The sequence below is a fragment of the Bifidobacterium vespertilionis genome, assembly GCF_008698145.1.
GTDB lineage: Bacteria > Actinomycetota > Actinomycetes > Actinomycetales > Bifidobacteriaceae > Bifidobacterium > Bifidobacterium vespertilionis.
Genome location: NZ_RZNZ01000020.1, coordinates 13,646 through 29,984, shown reverse-complemented (window position 1 = coordinate 29,984; position 16,339 = coordinate 13,646). Strand labels below are relative to the sequence as shown.

The window sequence follows — 16,339 nt, the reverse complement described above, 5'->3', positions numbered from 1 at the left end:
GTGGCACTCATGTTCGCCGGCTTCTCGGTGTTCTCCGCAGGTCTGATCAATGCACAGCATTCGATCGCCGCACCGTCCGAGTGGATTCCTATTCTCGTCAGAATCCTCCTGATCGCCGGTCAGGCAATGGCAGGACTAGGACTTAGCGCAGGCCAGCCGGCCATGCTCACCTGGGCGATGTCCACCGTGCCCGCCGAGCACAGCGGCGCCGGATCCAGCCTGCTCACCGTGTTCCACCAGTTCGGCTCGATCATCGGCGTGGGGCTGTTCGGCAGCTTCCTCATCGCCGCGCTCATCATCGCGATCACAACCGCCGCCGTAGCGGGGCGATCTCGCACCGCTGATCTCGCCCCGCCGATGACAGCGCGGAATGACAGCGCGGAACGTTTGGTCCGTTTTCGGTCCATTTTCGAGCCCAAAAACGAACCAAACGTTCCGCGTTGTGAGTTCCCAGCTGCGAGTGTTACCATTCCAGCCCTTCCGTTACCATGGTGGGCGGTGGTTTGGCATGAAAGCGATCGCTATGCGGACAGACGCCGCACCGGGCGACCGGCATGCGCAAACCGACGGAACGGCGAATTTGCAATCTTTGTTAAGGAGTAACTGCAAGTGGCAGAATTCATCTTCCAAATGATCAAGGCCCGTAAGGCCTACGGCGATCGCGTGATCCTCGATGACGTGACGCTGAGCTTCCTGCCCGGCGCGAAGATCGGCGTGGTGGGCCCCAACGGCATGGGCAAGTCCACGCTGCTCAAGATCATGGCCGGCATCGAGACCGTGTCCAACGGCGAGGCGACCCTGACGCCGGGCTTCTCGGTGGGCATCCTGCAGCAGGAGCCGCCGCTGGACGACACCAAGACCGTGGGCGAGAACATCAAGATGGCATTCGGCCCGATCGCGGACAAGGTGGCCCGATACAACCAGATCGGCGAGGAGATGGCGAACCCGGACGCCGATTTCGACGCGCTGATGGAGGAGATGGGCAAGCTGCAGACCGAGATCGACGCGGCCAACGGCTGGGACCTCGACTCGCAGCTCGAGCAGGCCATGGACGCGCTGCAGTGCCCCGATCCGGACACCCCGGTGAACGTGTGCTCCGGTGGCGAGCGCCGCCGCGTGGCCCTGTGCAAGCTGCTGCTCGAGGCCCCCGATCTGCTGCTGCTCGACGAGCCCACCAACCACCTGGACGCCGAATCGATCCTGTGGCTGGAGCAGTTCCTGCACCAGTACAAGGGCGCCGTGATCGCCGTCACCCACGATCGTTACTTCATGGACAACGTGGCCGAGTGGATCTGCGAGGTCGATCGCGGTCACCTGTACCCGTACAAGGGCAACTACTCCACGTATCTGGAGACCAAGGCGAAGCGTCTGGAGATCCAGGGTGCCAAGGACGCCAAGCTCGCCAAGCGACTCAAGAACGAGCTCGACTGGGTGCGCTCCTCCCCCAAGGCCCGCCAGGCCAAGAACAAGGCCCGTCTGGAGCGCTACGACCAGATGGAGAACGAGGCGCGCAACAACAAGAAGCTCGACTTCTCCGAGATCCAGATCCCGGCCGGCCCGCGTCTGGGCTCGCTGGTGCTGGAGGCCGAGCACATCCACAAGGCGTTCGGCGATCGCGTGCTGATCGACGACCTGTCCTTCACGCTGCCGCGCAACGGCATCGTGGGCGTGATCGGCCCGAACGGCGTGGGCAAGTCCACCCTGTTCAAGACGATCGTGGGCCTCGAGCCGCTCACCAGTGGCGAGCTGAAGGTGGGCGACACGGTGAAGATCAGCTACGTGGACCAGAACCGCGCCGGCCTTGATCCGAACAAGAACCTGTGGGAGGCGGTCTCCGGCGGTCTCGACTTCATCGACGTCGCCGGTGTTGAAGTGCCCACCCGCGCCTACGTGGCGAGCTTCGGCTTCAAGGGCTCCGATCAGCAGAAGCTCACCAGCATGCTCTCCGGTGGCGAGCGCAACCGACTGAACCTGGCCCTGACCCTCAAGCAGGGCGGCAACCTGCTGCTGCTCGACGAGCCCACGAACGATCTGGACGTGGAGACCCTGGAGTCCCTGGAGAACGCGCTGCTCGAGTTCCCGGGCTGCGCCGTGGTGATCTCCCACGACCGTTGGTTCTTGGACCGCGTCGCCACGCACATCCTCGCGTGGGAGGGCGATGATGACAACCCGGCCAAGTGGTACTGGTTCGAGGGCAACTTCCAGGCGTACCAGGAGAACAAGGTCGCGCGTCTGGGCGAGGATGCGGCACGTCCGCACCGCCTGCACAGGAAGCTGACCCGCGTCTGAGCGCGATCGACGGCCGTGGTCCGCTGAATTGACGATGCCCCCCTCGGTTATCCGAGGGGGGCATCGTCATCCTGAGCGAGCGGAGCGAGTCGAAGGATCCTTAACCTTCTGCACTAGTCGGGAATGACTCGGCGCGTGGGTTTAAGGATCCTTCGGCTTCGCTACGCTCCGCTCAGGATGACGGGGCATTGTTTTTCGTCATCCTGAGCGGAGCGCAACGCGCGTAGTCGAAGGAGCCTTAACCTTCTGCACTATGACTATGCGTACAATGGCCAAGGATCCTTCGCCTCGCTCAGGATGACGGGAAAACCGTCAACCCCGATCAGGCGCGGATCCAGACCGTCATCTCCCCCACGCCGCGGTTGGCCCAGGTGAAGTACGGGATCAGGGTGAGTTCGGCGGCCTTCTCGACAGCCGGCGCATAATCGGCGTACAGGCCCTCGCCGGGAGTGAGACCATCGTCGGCCAAGCGCAGCACCGGCACGCTCAGCTCCACGATCGGGAAGCCGAACACATCGTCCACGCGGCGCACGCCCACGCCCTTCATGTCGTATCCGGCACGGGCGAAGTCGACGCGGTTGAGCTGCAGATCGGCGCCGTTGTCCGCCTGCTCGGCGCAGAACGTGATCGGGCCGCGCACGAACGCGACCTTGTCCACATCCTCGCGCACCTGCGGGTTGGCCCGCTTGGCGCGCACCGGGATCGGGAAGTCGAAGGCGATCGTCTCGCCGTCGGACCAATCGCCGGTCAGGTACAGGTAGCCATCGCGCACCTCGGCGCTCTTGCCGGCCGCACCGAACGCGCCGGCCAGTTCCGCGGCGGCCACGCCGGACACGGATGCGCCGTCCACGCTCACCTTGACGCCGCTCGGCACACTCCAGCCGGGAATGCGGAATGCGATCGTGGCGTGGACCGGAGCCTGCGCCCCGGCATGCACGGTGTACGACGCCTTGCCGCCCCACGGGATCTCGCTCGTGCCCTCGAGCGTGAGCTGGCGACGATCATCGCCCGCCTCGCCGGTGCCGAACGATGCGGACACGCTGCCGCCGGCGTACAGGTGGACGAACAGCGTGGAATCGTTCGCGGTGAAGGCGTATTCGCCCACCGAGCTGACGATGCGCGCGATGTTCGGCGGGCAGCAGGCGCAGCCGAACCACTTCTGGCGCACGGGCTTCACGTGGCCGATGCGCTTGTCCTTCGCGCACGCCTCGGGGTTGACCTCCAGCGGGTTCACGTAGAAGAAGCTCTTGCCGTCCAGCGCCATGCCGGCGAGCACGGTGTTGTACAGGGCCTGCTCCATCACGTCGCCGTATTCGGACTTCGCCTCGATCTCCAGCATGCGGCGGGCGAAGAACGCGAGGGAGATGGCCGCGCAGGTCTCGGAGTAGGCGGTGTCGTTGGGCAGGTCGTAGTTGTAGGAGAACGCCTCGCCCTCGTGCGTGCCGCCGATGCCGCCGGTGATGTACAGCTTTCTGTCCACGATGTTGCGCCACAGGTTGCGGCAGGCGTCGTACAGCGTGTCGTCGGCGGTCTCGCGGGCCACGTCGGCCATGCCGGAGTAGAGGTAGCCGGCGCGCACCGCGTGTCCGACGGCCTCGCGCTGCTCGCGCACGGGCTTGTGGGCCTGCGCGTACGGCAAGTCGAAGGTCCAGTTGGTGTCCTTGTAGTTGTCCCTGCGATCGCGCTCGCCCTCGTAGTCGAAGTAGTTGGGCTCGGTACCTCGCTCGTCGATGAAGAACTTGGCGAGCTTGAGGTACTTGTCCTTGCCGGTGGCCTCGTACAGGCGGACCAGCGCCATTTCGGCGATCTCATGGCCCGGGTAGCCCTTGCACTGGTCGGGTTCGGGGCCGAAGACGCTGGCAACGTAGTCGGCGAATCGCTCGGCTGCCTTGAGCAGCTTGTCCTTGCCGGTGCCTTGCCAGTACGCGATCGCGCCCTCGATCAGGTGGCCCAGGCAGTAGAGCTCGTGGTGCCAGCGCAGGCAGTGGAATGCGCGGTCCATGCCGTTGAGGATGTAGTAGGTGTCCAGATAGCCGTTGTCCAGCTGGGCCGCGCACACGATGTCGATGGCCCCGTCGGCGATCCGCTCGAGTTCCGGATCCGGATGGTTGACCAGCGAGTAGCCCACCGCCTCGATCCACTTGGAGAAGTCGGTGTCCTGGAACACGAAGCCGTAGAACTTGTCCGGATCGGGATGCTTCGGATCCTCGGGCAGCGCATTGAAGCCACGGTAGGAGTATGCGGGGGCCTCAAACTGCTTGCCCTGTTCGCCCTCGCGTTCCTTCTGGCGCACGGCGGCCTTGAAGTTGTGCATGCAGTAGCTCGGATCGGCGCCTTCCACGCGATCGTTCAGGGCCTCCCACTGGTAAGGTATGACCTCGGTGCGCACCAGCTCCTGCTCGCGGTGCCAGAATTCATCGGTGACGGCAACGTCATGCAGGTCGATCGGCCTGCTGAATCGTGATTTGTCCATGTGGATACACGTCCTTGTATGTAGTGATTGACGATGGTCCCACTGTACGTCCGACCCGCTGCGGCGCGCGATGGATGGAATCCCGATTAGGTGCCAAAAGGTCAGGTCTTCGAGGCTGGCATTTCAGGGACATCACATAGGGCGCTGCACCGGACATCGCACTAGGACATCGCACCGGCCGCAGCAAGCGCGACCGGGCGCGCGACAGGGCGTGCGACGTGCGACCGTGACTAGGCGTGCGACCAGAAGCCGGCGTGACAAGGCGCGTGACCGGGCGTGCGACGCGCGACCGTGACCGGGCGCGTGACAAGGCGTGCGGCGTGACAAGGCGCGTGACAAGGCGTGCGACAGGGCGTACGACCGTGACCGGGCGCGTGACCCGGAGTGCGGGAGTGTGACCGGGCGTGGACACACCCCGTCACGCAGGGTTGAAAACGGCTTGATTCCGCCATTCCTATCGCACTGTGACCGGGCATGGCCACCCCATGTCACACGCCCAGTCACAACACACCACCGTGTCACGCCCCATGTCACGGTTGACACGCCCCGTCACACCCCACGTCACGCCTCACCGCACACGCCACACGCCCGGTCACGGCCCGCACTCCATGTCACACCCCATGTCACATGCCCCGGCCGCAACTCCCCCAAGTCACATCCCACGTCACGGCCTACACCCCGGGTCACGCCATGCATCACATCCCGCGTCGCGGTCAGCACCCCATGTCACACGCCCAGTCACAGTTGGCACTCACATCACGGTCAGCACACCCCACGTCACGGTAAGCACCCCACGTCACACGCCCGGTCACGCCCCGCACTCCATGTCACACGCCCGGTCACGATTGACACCCCGCCCGCGCCACCCCGCCCCCGCGCTCACCGATGGAACAGCATACGCTTGGCATATGCGTTGCGGTACTGCGTGGGCGTCATCCCCGTGGCCGCCTTGTACGCCCGCATGAAATGATGGGAGTCCCGATACCCCAGCATCGCAGCCACCTGGCCCACCGTGTCGTTGGAGTCGGCGAGCAGGTAATTCGCCCGGTCGATCCGCTTGTCCACGATGAACGCGCTCAGCGACGTGCCGGTGAGCGATCGGAACAACTGCGACAGGTACTTGGGGTTGTACCCGAAGTGCCGGGCCACGTCCTGCACCTTGAGGTTGCTGTACAGGTTGAGGTTCACGTAATCGACGATGTCGTAGTAGAGCTGCCGCTTGGAGTAGTCCGGGATGTCCGGATCGGCCTTCTTCTGGAACGTCTGATGGTACAGCTCGCACAGCACGCCGGTGGCCAGATAGTTGAGCATGAAATGGTCGTAGCCCGATCGCACGGCATCCTGCATCTGGCGCATGAGCACGATCAGCCGCTCGGCATCGGGCAGCCCGCCCGATTGCGGCAGCCGCAGCACATCATCGCCCTCGCCGATCATCCGCCCCTCAACCCGCGCATCGGCCAGATCAATCTCATGCACCACACGATCGGCCGGCTGGAAATGCAGCCAATAAAAACTGCACTGCGACGGCTTCAATCCCACGCGACGCCCCTCGGCGCTGGGCGGCAGCAGCAGATAGTCGCCCCGCTCCACGGTGTGATCCACGCCCAGATAGCTCAGGTACAGCGCGCCCTCGGTCATGACGATGAGCTCCCAGTCGTTGAGCCCCATGTCCTCATGCGTCCAGCGCGGCGAAGGCGCCTCGAACTTGCCGGTGTAGTCGTAGCGCACCGGCCCGCTCACCCCGATCGCATAGCCAAGCATGAGGTCACCGTATCATCCGCCGCGCACGATCGTTCCAATCTGGCGCCCCCGCATCGCAGATTGGAACGATCATGCATTTGTGAACGCTCACATCGGCACACAAACCGCACGATCGTTCCAACCTGCGATTTCGGGGCCGCAGATTGGAACGGCAGATTGGAACGATCGCGTCACTCGGCAATGCGCTCAGACACAGCAATGCGCTCAGTCGTGCAGCTCGATCACGGTGAACGACCAAGCGGGCGCGGTGTACGCGCAGCCCGTCAGATCGGCGTCGAATCGGCGCGGCTCGTTCGGGGACGCGGCGCCGATCTTGCCGGAATCCGGATCGCCGGTCAGGATGGTCGCGGGCACGGCGGAGAGATCAGGCGCCGGATGTTCGGCCGTGGGCCTGTCGATGGGCATGTCCAACACATCGGCCAGCACCGACTTGAGCTCCACGCGCACCGGCTCGGCCATCGCGTTGACCACGCGGATGTAGGTCACGCCATCGCACCCGAAGCCGTCTGCGGTGCCGGACGTGCTGGAACGCCGCACCACGCTCACCGTGCGGCGCACCTCGCGCACACCGTCCTCGCGGGCATCGGCCACCACGCCGCCGTTCACGCGAGCGACCACATGGCCGCCCTCGCGCTCCACATGCAGCTCCACCTCAAGCACGTCGCCCGCCTGCAGGGGCGCGGCGTAGCTCACCGGATCGGCGTAGCCGGAGGCGAATCCGTCGTTGACGATCACCAGGTTCGTGTTGCGCTGGCCGATGCGGAACTCGTAATGATCCCGCCCGGACACGTCGCCCAGCCGCACGCCCAGATTGTCCCAGTAGCCCTTGCTGCCCAGGTACTCGAGCGTGAACCGCACCGAGTACGAGCTCGAGTCGACATGCACGCCGCAGTCCTCGAACCGCGCGGCGCCGGACACCTCGGAGCCGGTCTCCAGATCGGCGATCGGATGCTCCACGCCGTCGGCATCGGTGAGCACGATGTTGCGGATCCGCGCGTGCGATGCACCGCCGAACGCCACACCGGCCTGTTCGGCCACCGGACGATCGAACACGGTGTCGCCCTCCACATCCACGGGCAACGCCACGTCCGCGGGGGTCAGGCCGAACATGCGCTGCACCCAGTAGCTGTTGGTGCGGTAGATATGCTCGTTGTCGAAGTAGATGAGGTTCGGATTCCAACCGGCGTGCCCATTCTTGCAGAACAGCGGCGCATAGGAGGCCATGTGCACCACGTCGCCGTTGAGCTCTATGCGGCCCATGATCGCCGCTTCGGACAGCGCGTTGAGCAGCGTGGTACCCCAGGAACCGTACTCACCCAGATACACCTTGGGGCCCTTGCGGTTGGCGTGGTCGTAGTGGTCGAGATGCTTGAACCACCACGAGGGCGCCTGATACGAATGCTCGTCCACGATCGGCACGCCAGCCTCGGTGGCGTAGCGCCAGCCCTCGTCGTAGTCGGAGCCGAAGGGGGCGGGACCCACGGTGCCCACGACCACGATCTCCGGATGCTCGCGGCGCACGGCGTCGAAGATGCGGCCGAAGCGGTCCTCGAACACGGCGTCGATTTTATCCTCGTTGCCGATGCCCAGGTACTTCAGGTTGAACGGCTTCGGATGCCCCCACGCGATGCGCTTGGCGCCCCACTCGGTGGTCTCGTCGCCGTTGCAAAAGTCGATGAGGTCGAGCACCTCGCGGATGTAGTCGTCCATCTCGCTGACGGGGATGGGGATCGGGCCGCCGTCCGCGTTCTGGCAGCACACGCCGGCGGGCAGCACGGGCAGCGGCTCCATGCCCAGCGCCTCGCACAGCTCCAGATACTCAAGGTATCCGATGCGCTTGGACTGGTGGTAACCCCACAGGTTGTAGTCCTGACGGCGGTGCTCCACCGGGCCCACGGAGTCCTTCCAGCGGTACATGTTGTCCGGGATGCCGCCGTGCGCCACGCATCCGCCGGGGAAGCGCATGAACCGGGGGTGCAGGTCGGCGAGCACGTCCACCAGATCGGCGCGCATGTGCTTGAGTCCATGGCTGGTGCGCGCGGGCTCCAGGGAAACGAAGTCGATGGCCACCACGCCGGCCTGTGCGAACGTGAGTCGGATGCGGCCGGCCTTGGCGGAGGCTGTGGCCTCGAAGGAGGCGTGCAGCTGATGCCATTCGCCGTCGCCCGGCTCGGCGGTGACCGTCGCGCCTCCGGCAGGGTCGCCGGCGTCATCCAGCAGCGTCACGTCGATGGGGGTCGCCTTCGGTGCGCCGCCGTCAAGATCGCGTTCCACCTTGGCCCAGATCGAGAACTCGTAGCGCTCCCCGGCGGTGAAGGTGACGCCGTCGTAGCCGGCGTTGTCGAGGTACGCGGGCGCCTTGGCGATCTCGGCGATCACGTAGTGCGGGTTCTCCACGGCGAGCGGGCTGGAGGTGCTCACGGCGAAGGCGGCCGCGGATCCGGCCGGCACGGTTTTGGTCCAGCCGGTGAAGGGGCCCCATGAGCCGCCGTCCCTGCGGGAGAACTCGAACGCCCCGTTGCGCACCAGCTCGCTGGCCAGTCCGCCGTCGGCGCAGGAGCTGATGTCCTCGAAGAAGATGCCCCACAGATCGGTGCTGATCGCGCGGGCTTCGCCGGAGCGGGACTTCACGAACAGCCGGTCGGTGGCGGCGGGAGTGGGCTGGGGGCTGGTCGACGTCGTAGTCATAAGCATGTCCTTATCGATCGCATCGCTGCCGATGCGTGCGCTGTGGCGCGCAATGCGTGCCGCAGCATGATTGAATGGATTCAACAGGCTGTATTGTACAACGTTGCACCAACAGCCGCGCAACGACACGCCATACCCGCAGCCATCGGATTCAATCGATTCAAATTCGTGTACACTACAACCTTGTATCAACACCCGATGATCGCCCGATCACCACCGGCCGGATACGCACGCGCAACGCAGCCGACGGCCGGCGCCCGCCATCCCCAATCGTCCCAAGGAGACCGCATGAGCACCCCATTCACCGAAGCCTACCTGTTCGCCTATTTCACCGGCAAGGAGGAGAAGCACTCCGACGAGCAGATCTACTTCGCCGTCAGCCGCGACGGCTCCCACTGGGAGGATCTGCGCGCGGACGGAGAACCCGTCCTCCAGTCGCGCATCGGCGAGAAGGGCGTGCGCGACCCGTACCTGCTGCGCAAGCACGACGGCACCGGCTTCGTGCTCATCGCCACCGACCTGAGCATCCACGCGCGCGGCGGCTGGGGCAACTCCTACTCCACCGTCAACGGCAGCACCGGACTGGTGGTCTGGGAGTCCGCCGACCTGGTCCACTGGTCCAACGCGCGTCTGGTAGACGTGGCCTCCAAGATCCCCGGCGCTGGCATGGCATGGGCTCCGGAGGCCGTGTGGGATGAGGACAAGGGCCAGTACATCGTGTTCTGGGCCACCGCGGCCAACGGCGAGTTCGGCAGCCCCCTGAGCAACGTGAAGGGCAATCCCACCAACCTGTACTACGCCACCACCAAGGACTTCTCTGTGTTCTCCGATCCGGTGCGCTGGATCGACGTGGAGCACAGCATTATCGACACCACCATGCTCAAGGCCGACGACGGCTGGTGGTACCGCGCCTCCAAGGACGACCGCATCGTGATCGAGCGCACCCGCAACCCGTACGCGCTCACCGAGTCCATCGAGAAGCGCGACGATCCCGAGCAGTGGAGCCTCGTGGGCTCGCTGCAGTCCATCTTCGGCAGCGACCGCTACAACGCCCGCTATCTCGAGGGCCCGGAGCTGTTCCGCTACAACGACGCCGATGTGAAGACCGTGGACGACAGGCGTCTGGTCTACGGCCTCATGGCCGACCAGTACTCCGAGTCCAAGGGCTACCTGCCGTTCCGCTCGGCCGATCTCAACAGCACCGACCCGGCCGACTGGCAGCAGGCCGACGATGTGGACTTCGGCGCGCTCAAGAAGCGCCACGGCACGATCCTGCCCATCACCGCCGCCGAGTACGACGCGGTGGTCGAGGCGTTCAAGCGCTGAGCATCCCCCTGTCATCCTGAGCACTGAGCCGTTAAGCGGGCAGCCCAGTGGGCTGCCCGTAGGCGAAGGGAGCCGCCAAGGCGGCGACGGTCCGTCGTAGACGGACACCGCTAGGCGGAGTCGAAGGATCCTTAACTTTCCACACACTGGCTATCCGCACAGTGGCCAAGGATCCTTCGACTCCGGCCTAACGGCCTCCGCTCAGGATGACGGGGAAAGAAAGGACCCGTCAATGACCAAGCCATACGAAGCCTATCTGTGGGCCTACTTCACCGGTGAGGGCGAGGGCGGCGAGCGCGTGAGCCTCGCGGTCTCACGCGGCAACACCGCGCTCGACTGGATCACGCTCAACCACGGCCGGCCGCTGTTCGAATCGTCCCACGGCACCCGGGGACTCAGGGACCCGTTCATCCTGCGCGCGCACCCGGACGATCCGAGCACCAAGGACTCCCCCACCGGCACCCGCTTCTGGATGATCGCCACCGACCTCAACGTGGCCGCCCTGAACGGCGACTTCCACGAGGCGCAGATCCGCGGATCGCAGTATGTGGAGATCTGGGAGTCGGACGATCTGGTGCACTGGTCCGACCAGCGGCACGTCAAGGTCAACACCGATCTGGCCGGCAACACCTGGGCGCCCGAGGCCCATTGGATCGACGAGCTCGGCCAGTACGCGGTGTACTGGTCGTCGAACCTATACGATCCGGCCATCGCGGGCGGCGCCGATCCCGCGGCCCGCGAGGACGCCACCTACAACCGCCTGATGGTCAGTCTGACCCGCGATTTTCGCACATTCAGCGAACCGCAGGTCTGGGTGGACGTACAGCGCGGCCCGGACGGCTCCGGCTTCGGCACGATCGACGCGACCGTGGCCAAGCAGGACGGCGTCTATTACCGGTTCATCAAGGACGAGTCCACCATGACCATCCGAGAGGAACGCTCCACGCGCTTCAGCGCCACCGTGGCCGGCTCCTACCCGGGCGCATGGACGCCGGACGGACCGCAGGACGAGTGGACGCTGGTCGCGGACAGGATCGGCGACGGCTCCCCCAACGGCTACGGCGGCGTGTTCGACGGCGGCGAGGGCCCGTCCATCTTCCCGGCCAATCCGGGCGACGAGACCGGTTTCGCCTGGTACCTGTTCATCGACCAGCCGCGCTACCACCACGGCCCGAACCACTACGTGCCGTTCGCCTCGCACAGCATCGCCGATCCGAACGGCTGGGTGTGCGTGGGCGACCGCATGCCGTCGTCCCAGCTGCCCACCAACGCCGACGGCGGCCGGCCGCGCCACGGCACGGTCATCCCCATCACCGCCGTCGAGCGCGACCGCGTGCTCGAGACATTCGGTTAATAGACGTTCAGACAGCTGATACGAAGAAGGGCGGCTTTCCCGATCGAATCAATACCTGATCGGGAAAGCCGCCCTTGCGCATTCGGGGACGCTACTCCAGCTCCACCGCGCCGGTGTACAGCTGGTAGTACTCGCCGCGCTGCGCGATGAGCTCCTCGTGGTTGCCGCGCTCGATGATGCGGCCGTGGTCGAGGACCATGATCACATCGGAGTTGCGCACGGTGGACAGGCGGTGGGCGATCACGAAGACCGTGCGGCCCTTCATCAGCGCGTCCATGCCGGCCTGGACCACCTCCTCGGTGCGCGTGTCGATGGACGAGGTGGCCTCGTCCAGGATCAGCGCGGGCGGATCGGCCACGGCGGCGCGGGCGATGGAGATCAGCTGGCGCTGGCCCTGCGACAGGCCGGATCCGTCGCCCTCGAGCACGGTGTGGTAACCCTCGGGCAGCATGCGGATGAAGCCGTCCGCGTTCACCAGCCTTGCGGCCTCGATGCACTCCTCGTCGGTGGCGTCGAGCTTGCCGTAGCGGATGTTGTCCATCACGGTTCCGGTGAACAGGTTCACGTCCTGCAGCACCACGCCGAGGGACCGGCGCAGATCGGGCTTGCGGATGTTCGCCACGGAGATGCCGTCGTACAGGATCTGGCCCTCCTGGATGTCGTAGAACCGGTTGATGAGGTTGGTCACCGTGGTCTTGCCGGCGCCGGTCGCGCCCACGAGGGCGATCTTCTGGCCGGGCTTGGCGAACCAGGTGATGTCGTGCAGCACGGGCTTGGCCGGATCGTAGCCGAACGTCACGTCGGTGAAGCGCACGTCGCCGCGCAGCAGGGTCAGGCGGCCGTCGGGCGAGGTGATCGCCTGTTCCTTGGCCTTGATCGCCACCTCGCGGGACTTGCCCTTGAGCTTCTCGGCGGCCTTGAGCGAGCGGGTGCCGTCGTCGCCGGCCTCGCGCTTCCACGCCCAGTGGCCGGTCTCGCGGTCGGTCTCGGTCATCGTGCGGCCGTCCTCGCCCAGTTCGACGTTCACCAGCGTCACGGTGCCGCCGTCGGACTCGGCCGGCTCGTCCATCAGCGCGAAGATGCGGGAGGCTCCGGCGAGCGCCATCATCACCATGTTGAACTGCATGGAGACCTGGCCGATCGGGTTGATGTACGAGCGCGACAGGGTCAGCAGGGAGACGAGCGTGCCCAGGGTGAGCGGGCCCGCGCCGGACAGGCCGAAGTTGCCCACGCCGGACAGGGCCATGGCGCCGCCCACGATCGCCAGCAGGATGTAGAGCACGTAACCCATATTGCCCACGATCGGCATGGTGACGTTGCCCCAGGTGTTCGCCTCGGCGGACGCCTCGAACAGCTCCTCGTTCTTCTCGTCGAAGGTCTTCTGGGTGGCGTCCTCGTGGTTGAAGACCTTGATGACCTTCTGGCCGTTGACGGCCTCCTCCACGAAGGCGTTCACGTCGCCCAGCCAGTGCTGCTGCTTCATGAAGAAGCGGCCGGCGCGGGAGACGACCTTGCGCATGATGAAGAACAGGAACACCGTGAACAGCAGCACGAACAGCGTGATCGGCACGGACAGCCACAGCATGGAGATCACGGCCGCGACCACGGAGATCATGGAGGAGAACATCTGCGGGAACGACTGGCTGATCGCCTGGCGCAGGGTGTCCGTGTCGTTGGTGTAGCGGCTCATGATGTCGCCGTGCTCGTTCGCGTCGAAGTAGCGGATGGGCAGGCGCTGCTGGTGGGCGAACATGTCGTCGCGGATCTTCTTGAGCACGCCCTGCTCCACGGTGACGATGAGCCACATCCACAGCCATCCGGCGATGATGCCGGCCGCGTACAGGCAGCCCATGAGCGTCAGGGCGCGGATGAGCGGGGTCCAGTCGGGGTTGGTCTGCCCCACCATCGGCAGGATGTACGAGTCGATGAGGGACTGGAGGAACAGCGCGGAGCCGGCCTGCGCGGCCGCGCCCACGAGGATGCATGCCACGATGGCGATCACGCGCCACCGGTACTGCATGATGTATCCGAAGATGCGCTTGGTGGTTCCGGGCGCCGCCTTGCCCATGGCGGGCTTGCGGCCCCTGAAGGTCTTGGTGGCGTCTGTTGCGGACTTGCTCATCGGGCCTCCCCCTCCTCTTCCGGCTTGCCCTGGTTCTTGGTCTGGGATTCGTAGATGGATCGGTATTCGTCGCAGGTCTCCAGCAGCTCGGCGTGGGTGCCGCGGGCCATGATGCGGCCCTCGTCCATGACGAGGATCATGTCCGCGTCCTCAACCGAGGCGAGACGCTGGGCGATGATGATCTTGGTGGTGTCCGGGATCTCGTCGCGGAACGCCTGGCGGATGAGACGGTCGGTCTTGGTGTCCACGGCGCTGGTGGAGTCGTCGAGGATCAGGATCCTCGGCTTCTTGAGCAGCGCACGGGCGATGCACAGGCGCTGGCGCTGGCCGCCGGAGACGTTGGTGCCGCCCTGTTCGATCATCGTGTCGTACTTGTCCGGGAACTCCTGGACGAAGCCGTCGGCCTGCGCAAGCTGCGCGGCGTAGCGGATCTCCTCGTCGGTGGCGTCCGGGTTGCCCCAGCGAAGGTTCTCGGCGATCGTGCCGGAGAACAGCACGTTCTTCTGCAGCACCATGGCCACCTGGTCGCGCAGCGCCTCCAGATCGTATTCGCGTACGTCGCGGCCGCCCACCTTGAGCGAGCCGGAGGACACGTCGTACAGACGGGGCACGAGCTGCACGAGGCTCGACTTCGCGGAGCCGGTGCCGCCCACGATGCCCACGGTCATGCCGGAGCGGATCTTGAGGTTGATGTCGTCGAGCACGGGCTTCTCCGAGCTGTCCGAGTAGCGGAAGGTCACTTCGTCGAACTCGATCGAGCCGTCGGCCACGTCGGTGGCCGGGTGGTCCGGGTTGGTGACCGTGCTCTTCTCCTGCAGCACCTGGCAGACGCGCTCGGCGGAGGCCTGGGAGATGATGACCATGACGAAGATCATGGACAGCATCATCATGGCCATGAGGATCTGCATCGCGTAGGTGACCAGCGCGGTCAGGTCTCCGGTGGTCAGTCCCACGGCCGGGTTGTTGCCGGACGCGACGATCTGGTTGGCGCCCATCCAGGAGATCATGAGCATGGAGCCGTAGATGCACAGCATCATGATGGGCATGTTGAAGCTCATGATGCGGTCGGCCTTGGAGAAGTCCTTGAAGATGCGTTGGGAGATGCGGGTGAACTTGTCGATCTCGAAGTCCTCGCGGTCGAACGACTTCACCACGCGCACGCCCTGCAGGTTCTCGTCCACCACGTTGTTGAGCTTGTCGTACGTGCGGAACACGCGCTTGAACACCGGGTGGACCAGCACCGCCAGACCGCACAGGCCGATCGCCAGGATCGGTACGCAGGCCAGGAACACCAGCGAGATGGACGGGCTGATGCGGAACGAGAAGATCCACGCGACCACCACCATGATCGGCGCGCGCACGCCCATGCGGATCATCATCGAGTACGCCATCTGCAGGTTCGTCACGTCCGTCGTCAGGCGGGTGATGAGCGAGCCGGTGGAGAAGCGGTCGATGTTGGTGAAGCTGAAGCCCTGCATCTTGGCGAACTGGTCGTGGCGCAGGTTCTTGGCGAATCCGGCGCCGGCGATGGCCGAATAGCGTCCGGCCATGAAGCCGGAGGCCAGCGAGACCATCGCGCAGATGAGCAGGATCACGCCGAATTTGATGATGGCCGGCATGGATCCGCCGGTGATGCCCTCGTCGATCAGCGAGGCCATGACGGTGGGGATGAGGATCTCCAGAATGGCCTCGACGGTGACGAACGCCGGCGCCAGCAGGCTGGCCTTCCTGTATTCGCGCAGGGATGCGCCCAGCGTGCGGAACAGGTGCCGCGGCTTGGCGGGCTCGTCGGCCCGTTCGCGTCGTTCGACGTCTGTGGTGTTGCTCACTTGCCTTCCTCCTTCGTTGTGTTCATGTCGTTCTTCATTTCGTAGTCGCGCTGCGCCTCGTCGATGTTCGCGCGCATGCGGTGCAGATAGTCATGGAACGCCTGCCGTTCCGCTTCCGTGAATCCGCGCAGCAGCAGCGCCTCCGTGCGATCGCCGTTGGCCTTCAGATCGTTCACGATGGCGTCCGCCTTGTCCGTGAGCACGATGCGCTTGCAGCGGGCGTCGTGGGCGACCGGTTCGCGCACGATCAGCCCCTTCTTCTCCATGAGGGCGAGTACGCGCGACGCGGTGGACCGCGTGACGCAGAACTTCTCCTCGATGGTGTGTTGGTAGATCTCGCGGTCGCGGTTGCGCGCCAAGAAGATGATGATGTTCGCGTTGCCGCCGGTGGCCTCCCTGGCGGATGCGGGCATCGTCTCTCCCAGATACCGGTTCACGGCCTTGCAAAGCGCCCTCATCTCCATGCTGAGCACGTGTTGGTCCACAATGCCGTCACT

Annotated in this window: 10 protein-coding genes; 4 read left to right on the top strand and 6 right to left on the bottom strand. The window is 65.3% G+C overall.

Features of this window, described 5'->3' with window-relative positions; genetic code table 11:
- Both EMO90_RS11185 and ettA read left to right on the top strand, forming a co-directional pair.
- On the top strand, positions 1-603 hold the full coding sequence (locus EMO90_RS11185) for an MFS transporter (protein ID WP_150354776.1): 603 nt from the start codon (positions 1-3) through the stop codon (positions 601-603).
- A gap of 6 nt (positions 604-609) precedes the next feature.
- The gene (gene ettA, locus EMO90_RS11180; protein ID WP_150354777.1) at positions 610-2,289 is read left to right on the top strand and encodes an energy-dependent translational throttle protein EttA; all 1,680 of its coding nucleotides are present in this window, start codon (positions 610-612) and stop codon (positions 2,287-2,289) included.
- Between the two features lie 322 nt (positions 2,290-2,611).
- On the opposite strand, the gene EMO90_RS11175 is transcribed toward ettA, so the two are convergent.
- From EMO90_RS11175 to EMO90_RS11165, 3 genes are all read right to left on the bottom strand, one after another.
- The gene (locus tag EMO90_RS11175; RefSeq protein WP_150354778.1) at positions 2,612-4,762 is read right to left on the bottom strand and encodes a glycoside hydrolase family 127 protein; all 2,151 of its coding nucleotides are present in this window, start codon (positions 4,760-4,762) and stop codon (positions 2,612-2,614) included.
- 879 nt (positions 4,763-5,641) lie between these two features.
- Positions 5,642-6,523, bottom strand: a complete 882-nt coding sequence (locus EMO90_RS11170; RefSeq protein ID WP_150354779.1) for an AraC family transcriptional regulator — start codon at positions 6,521-6,523, stop codon at positions 5,642-5,644.
- A 204-nt stretch (positions 6,524-6,727) separates the two neighbouring features.
- Entirely contained in the window at positions 6,728-9,211 is a 2,484-nt protein-coding gene (locus tag EMO90_RS11165; RefSeq protein WP_150354780.1) for an alpha-L-arabinofuranosidase C-terminal domain-containing protein, read from the bottom strand.
- A 288-nt stretch (positions 9,212-9,499) separates the two neighbouring features.
- On the opposite strand from EMO90_RS11165, the gene EMO90_RS11160 reads away from it, so the two are divergent.
- Together EMO90_RS11160 and EMO90_RS11155 are read left to right on the top strand one after the other, a co-directional pair.
- Entirely contained in the window at positions 9,500-10,537 is a 1,038-nt protein-coding gene (locus EMO90_RS11160) for a glycoside hydrolase family 43 protein (protein WP_150354781.1), read from the top strand.
- A 232-nt stretch (positions 10,538-10,769) separates the two neighbouring features.
- Complete coding sequence (locus tag EMO90_RS11155; protein WP_150354782.1) at positions 10,770-11,891, top strand: glycoside hydrolase family 43 protein; 1,122 nt, start codon at positions 10,770-10,772, stop codon at positions 11,889-11,891.
- Positions 11,892-11,982: 91 nt separating this feature from the next.
- Here EMO90_RS11155 and EMO90_RS11150 read toward each other — a convergent pair whose 3' ends face one another.
- Genes EMO90_RS11150 through EMO90_RS11140 form a run of 3 tightly spaced genes read right to left on the bottom strand, consistent with a single transcriptional unit; the run spans position 11,983 to position 16,327 of the window.
- Complete coding sequence (locus EMO90_RS11150) at positions 11,983-14,013, bottom strand: ABC transporter ATP-binding protein (protein ID WP_150354783.1); 2,031 nt, start codon at positions 14,011-14,013, stop codon at positions 11,983-11,985.
- Positions 14,010-15,842, bottom strand: a complete 1,833-nt coding sequence (locus EMO90_RS11145; protein ID WP_150354784.1) for an ABC transporter ATP-binding protein — start codon at positions 15,840-15,842, stop codon at positions 14,010-14,012. The genes EMO90_RS11150 and EMO90_RS11145 overlap by 4 nt, the downstream gene beginning before the upstream one ends.
- Entirely contained in the window at positions 15,839-16,327 is a 489-nt protein-coding gene (locus EMO90_RS11140) for a MarR family winged helix-turn-helix transcriptional regulator (protein ID WP_190972084.1), read from the bottom strand. Before EMO90_RS11140 ends, EMO90_RS11145 begins: the two co-directional genes overlap by 4 nt.
- Positions 16,328-16,339: the final 12 nt, after the last annotated feature.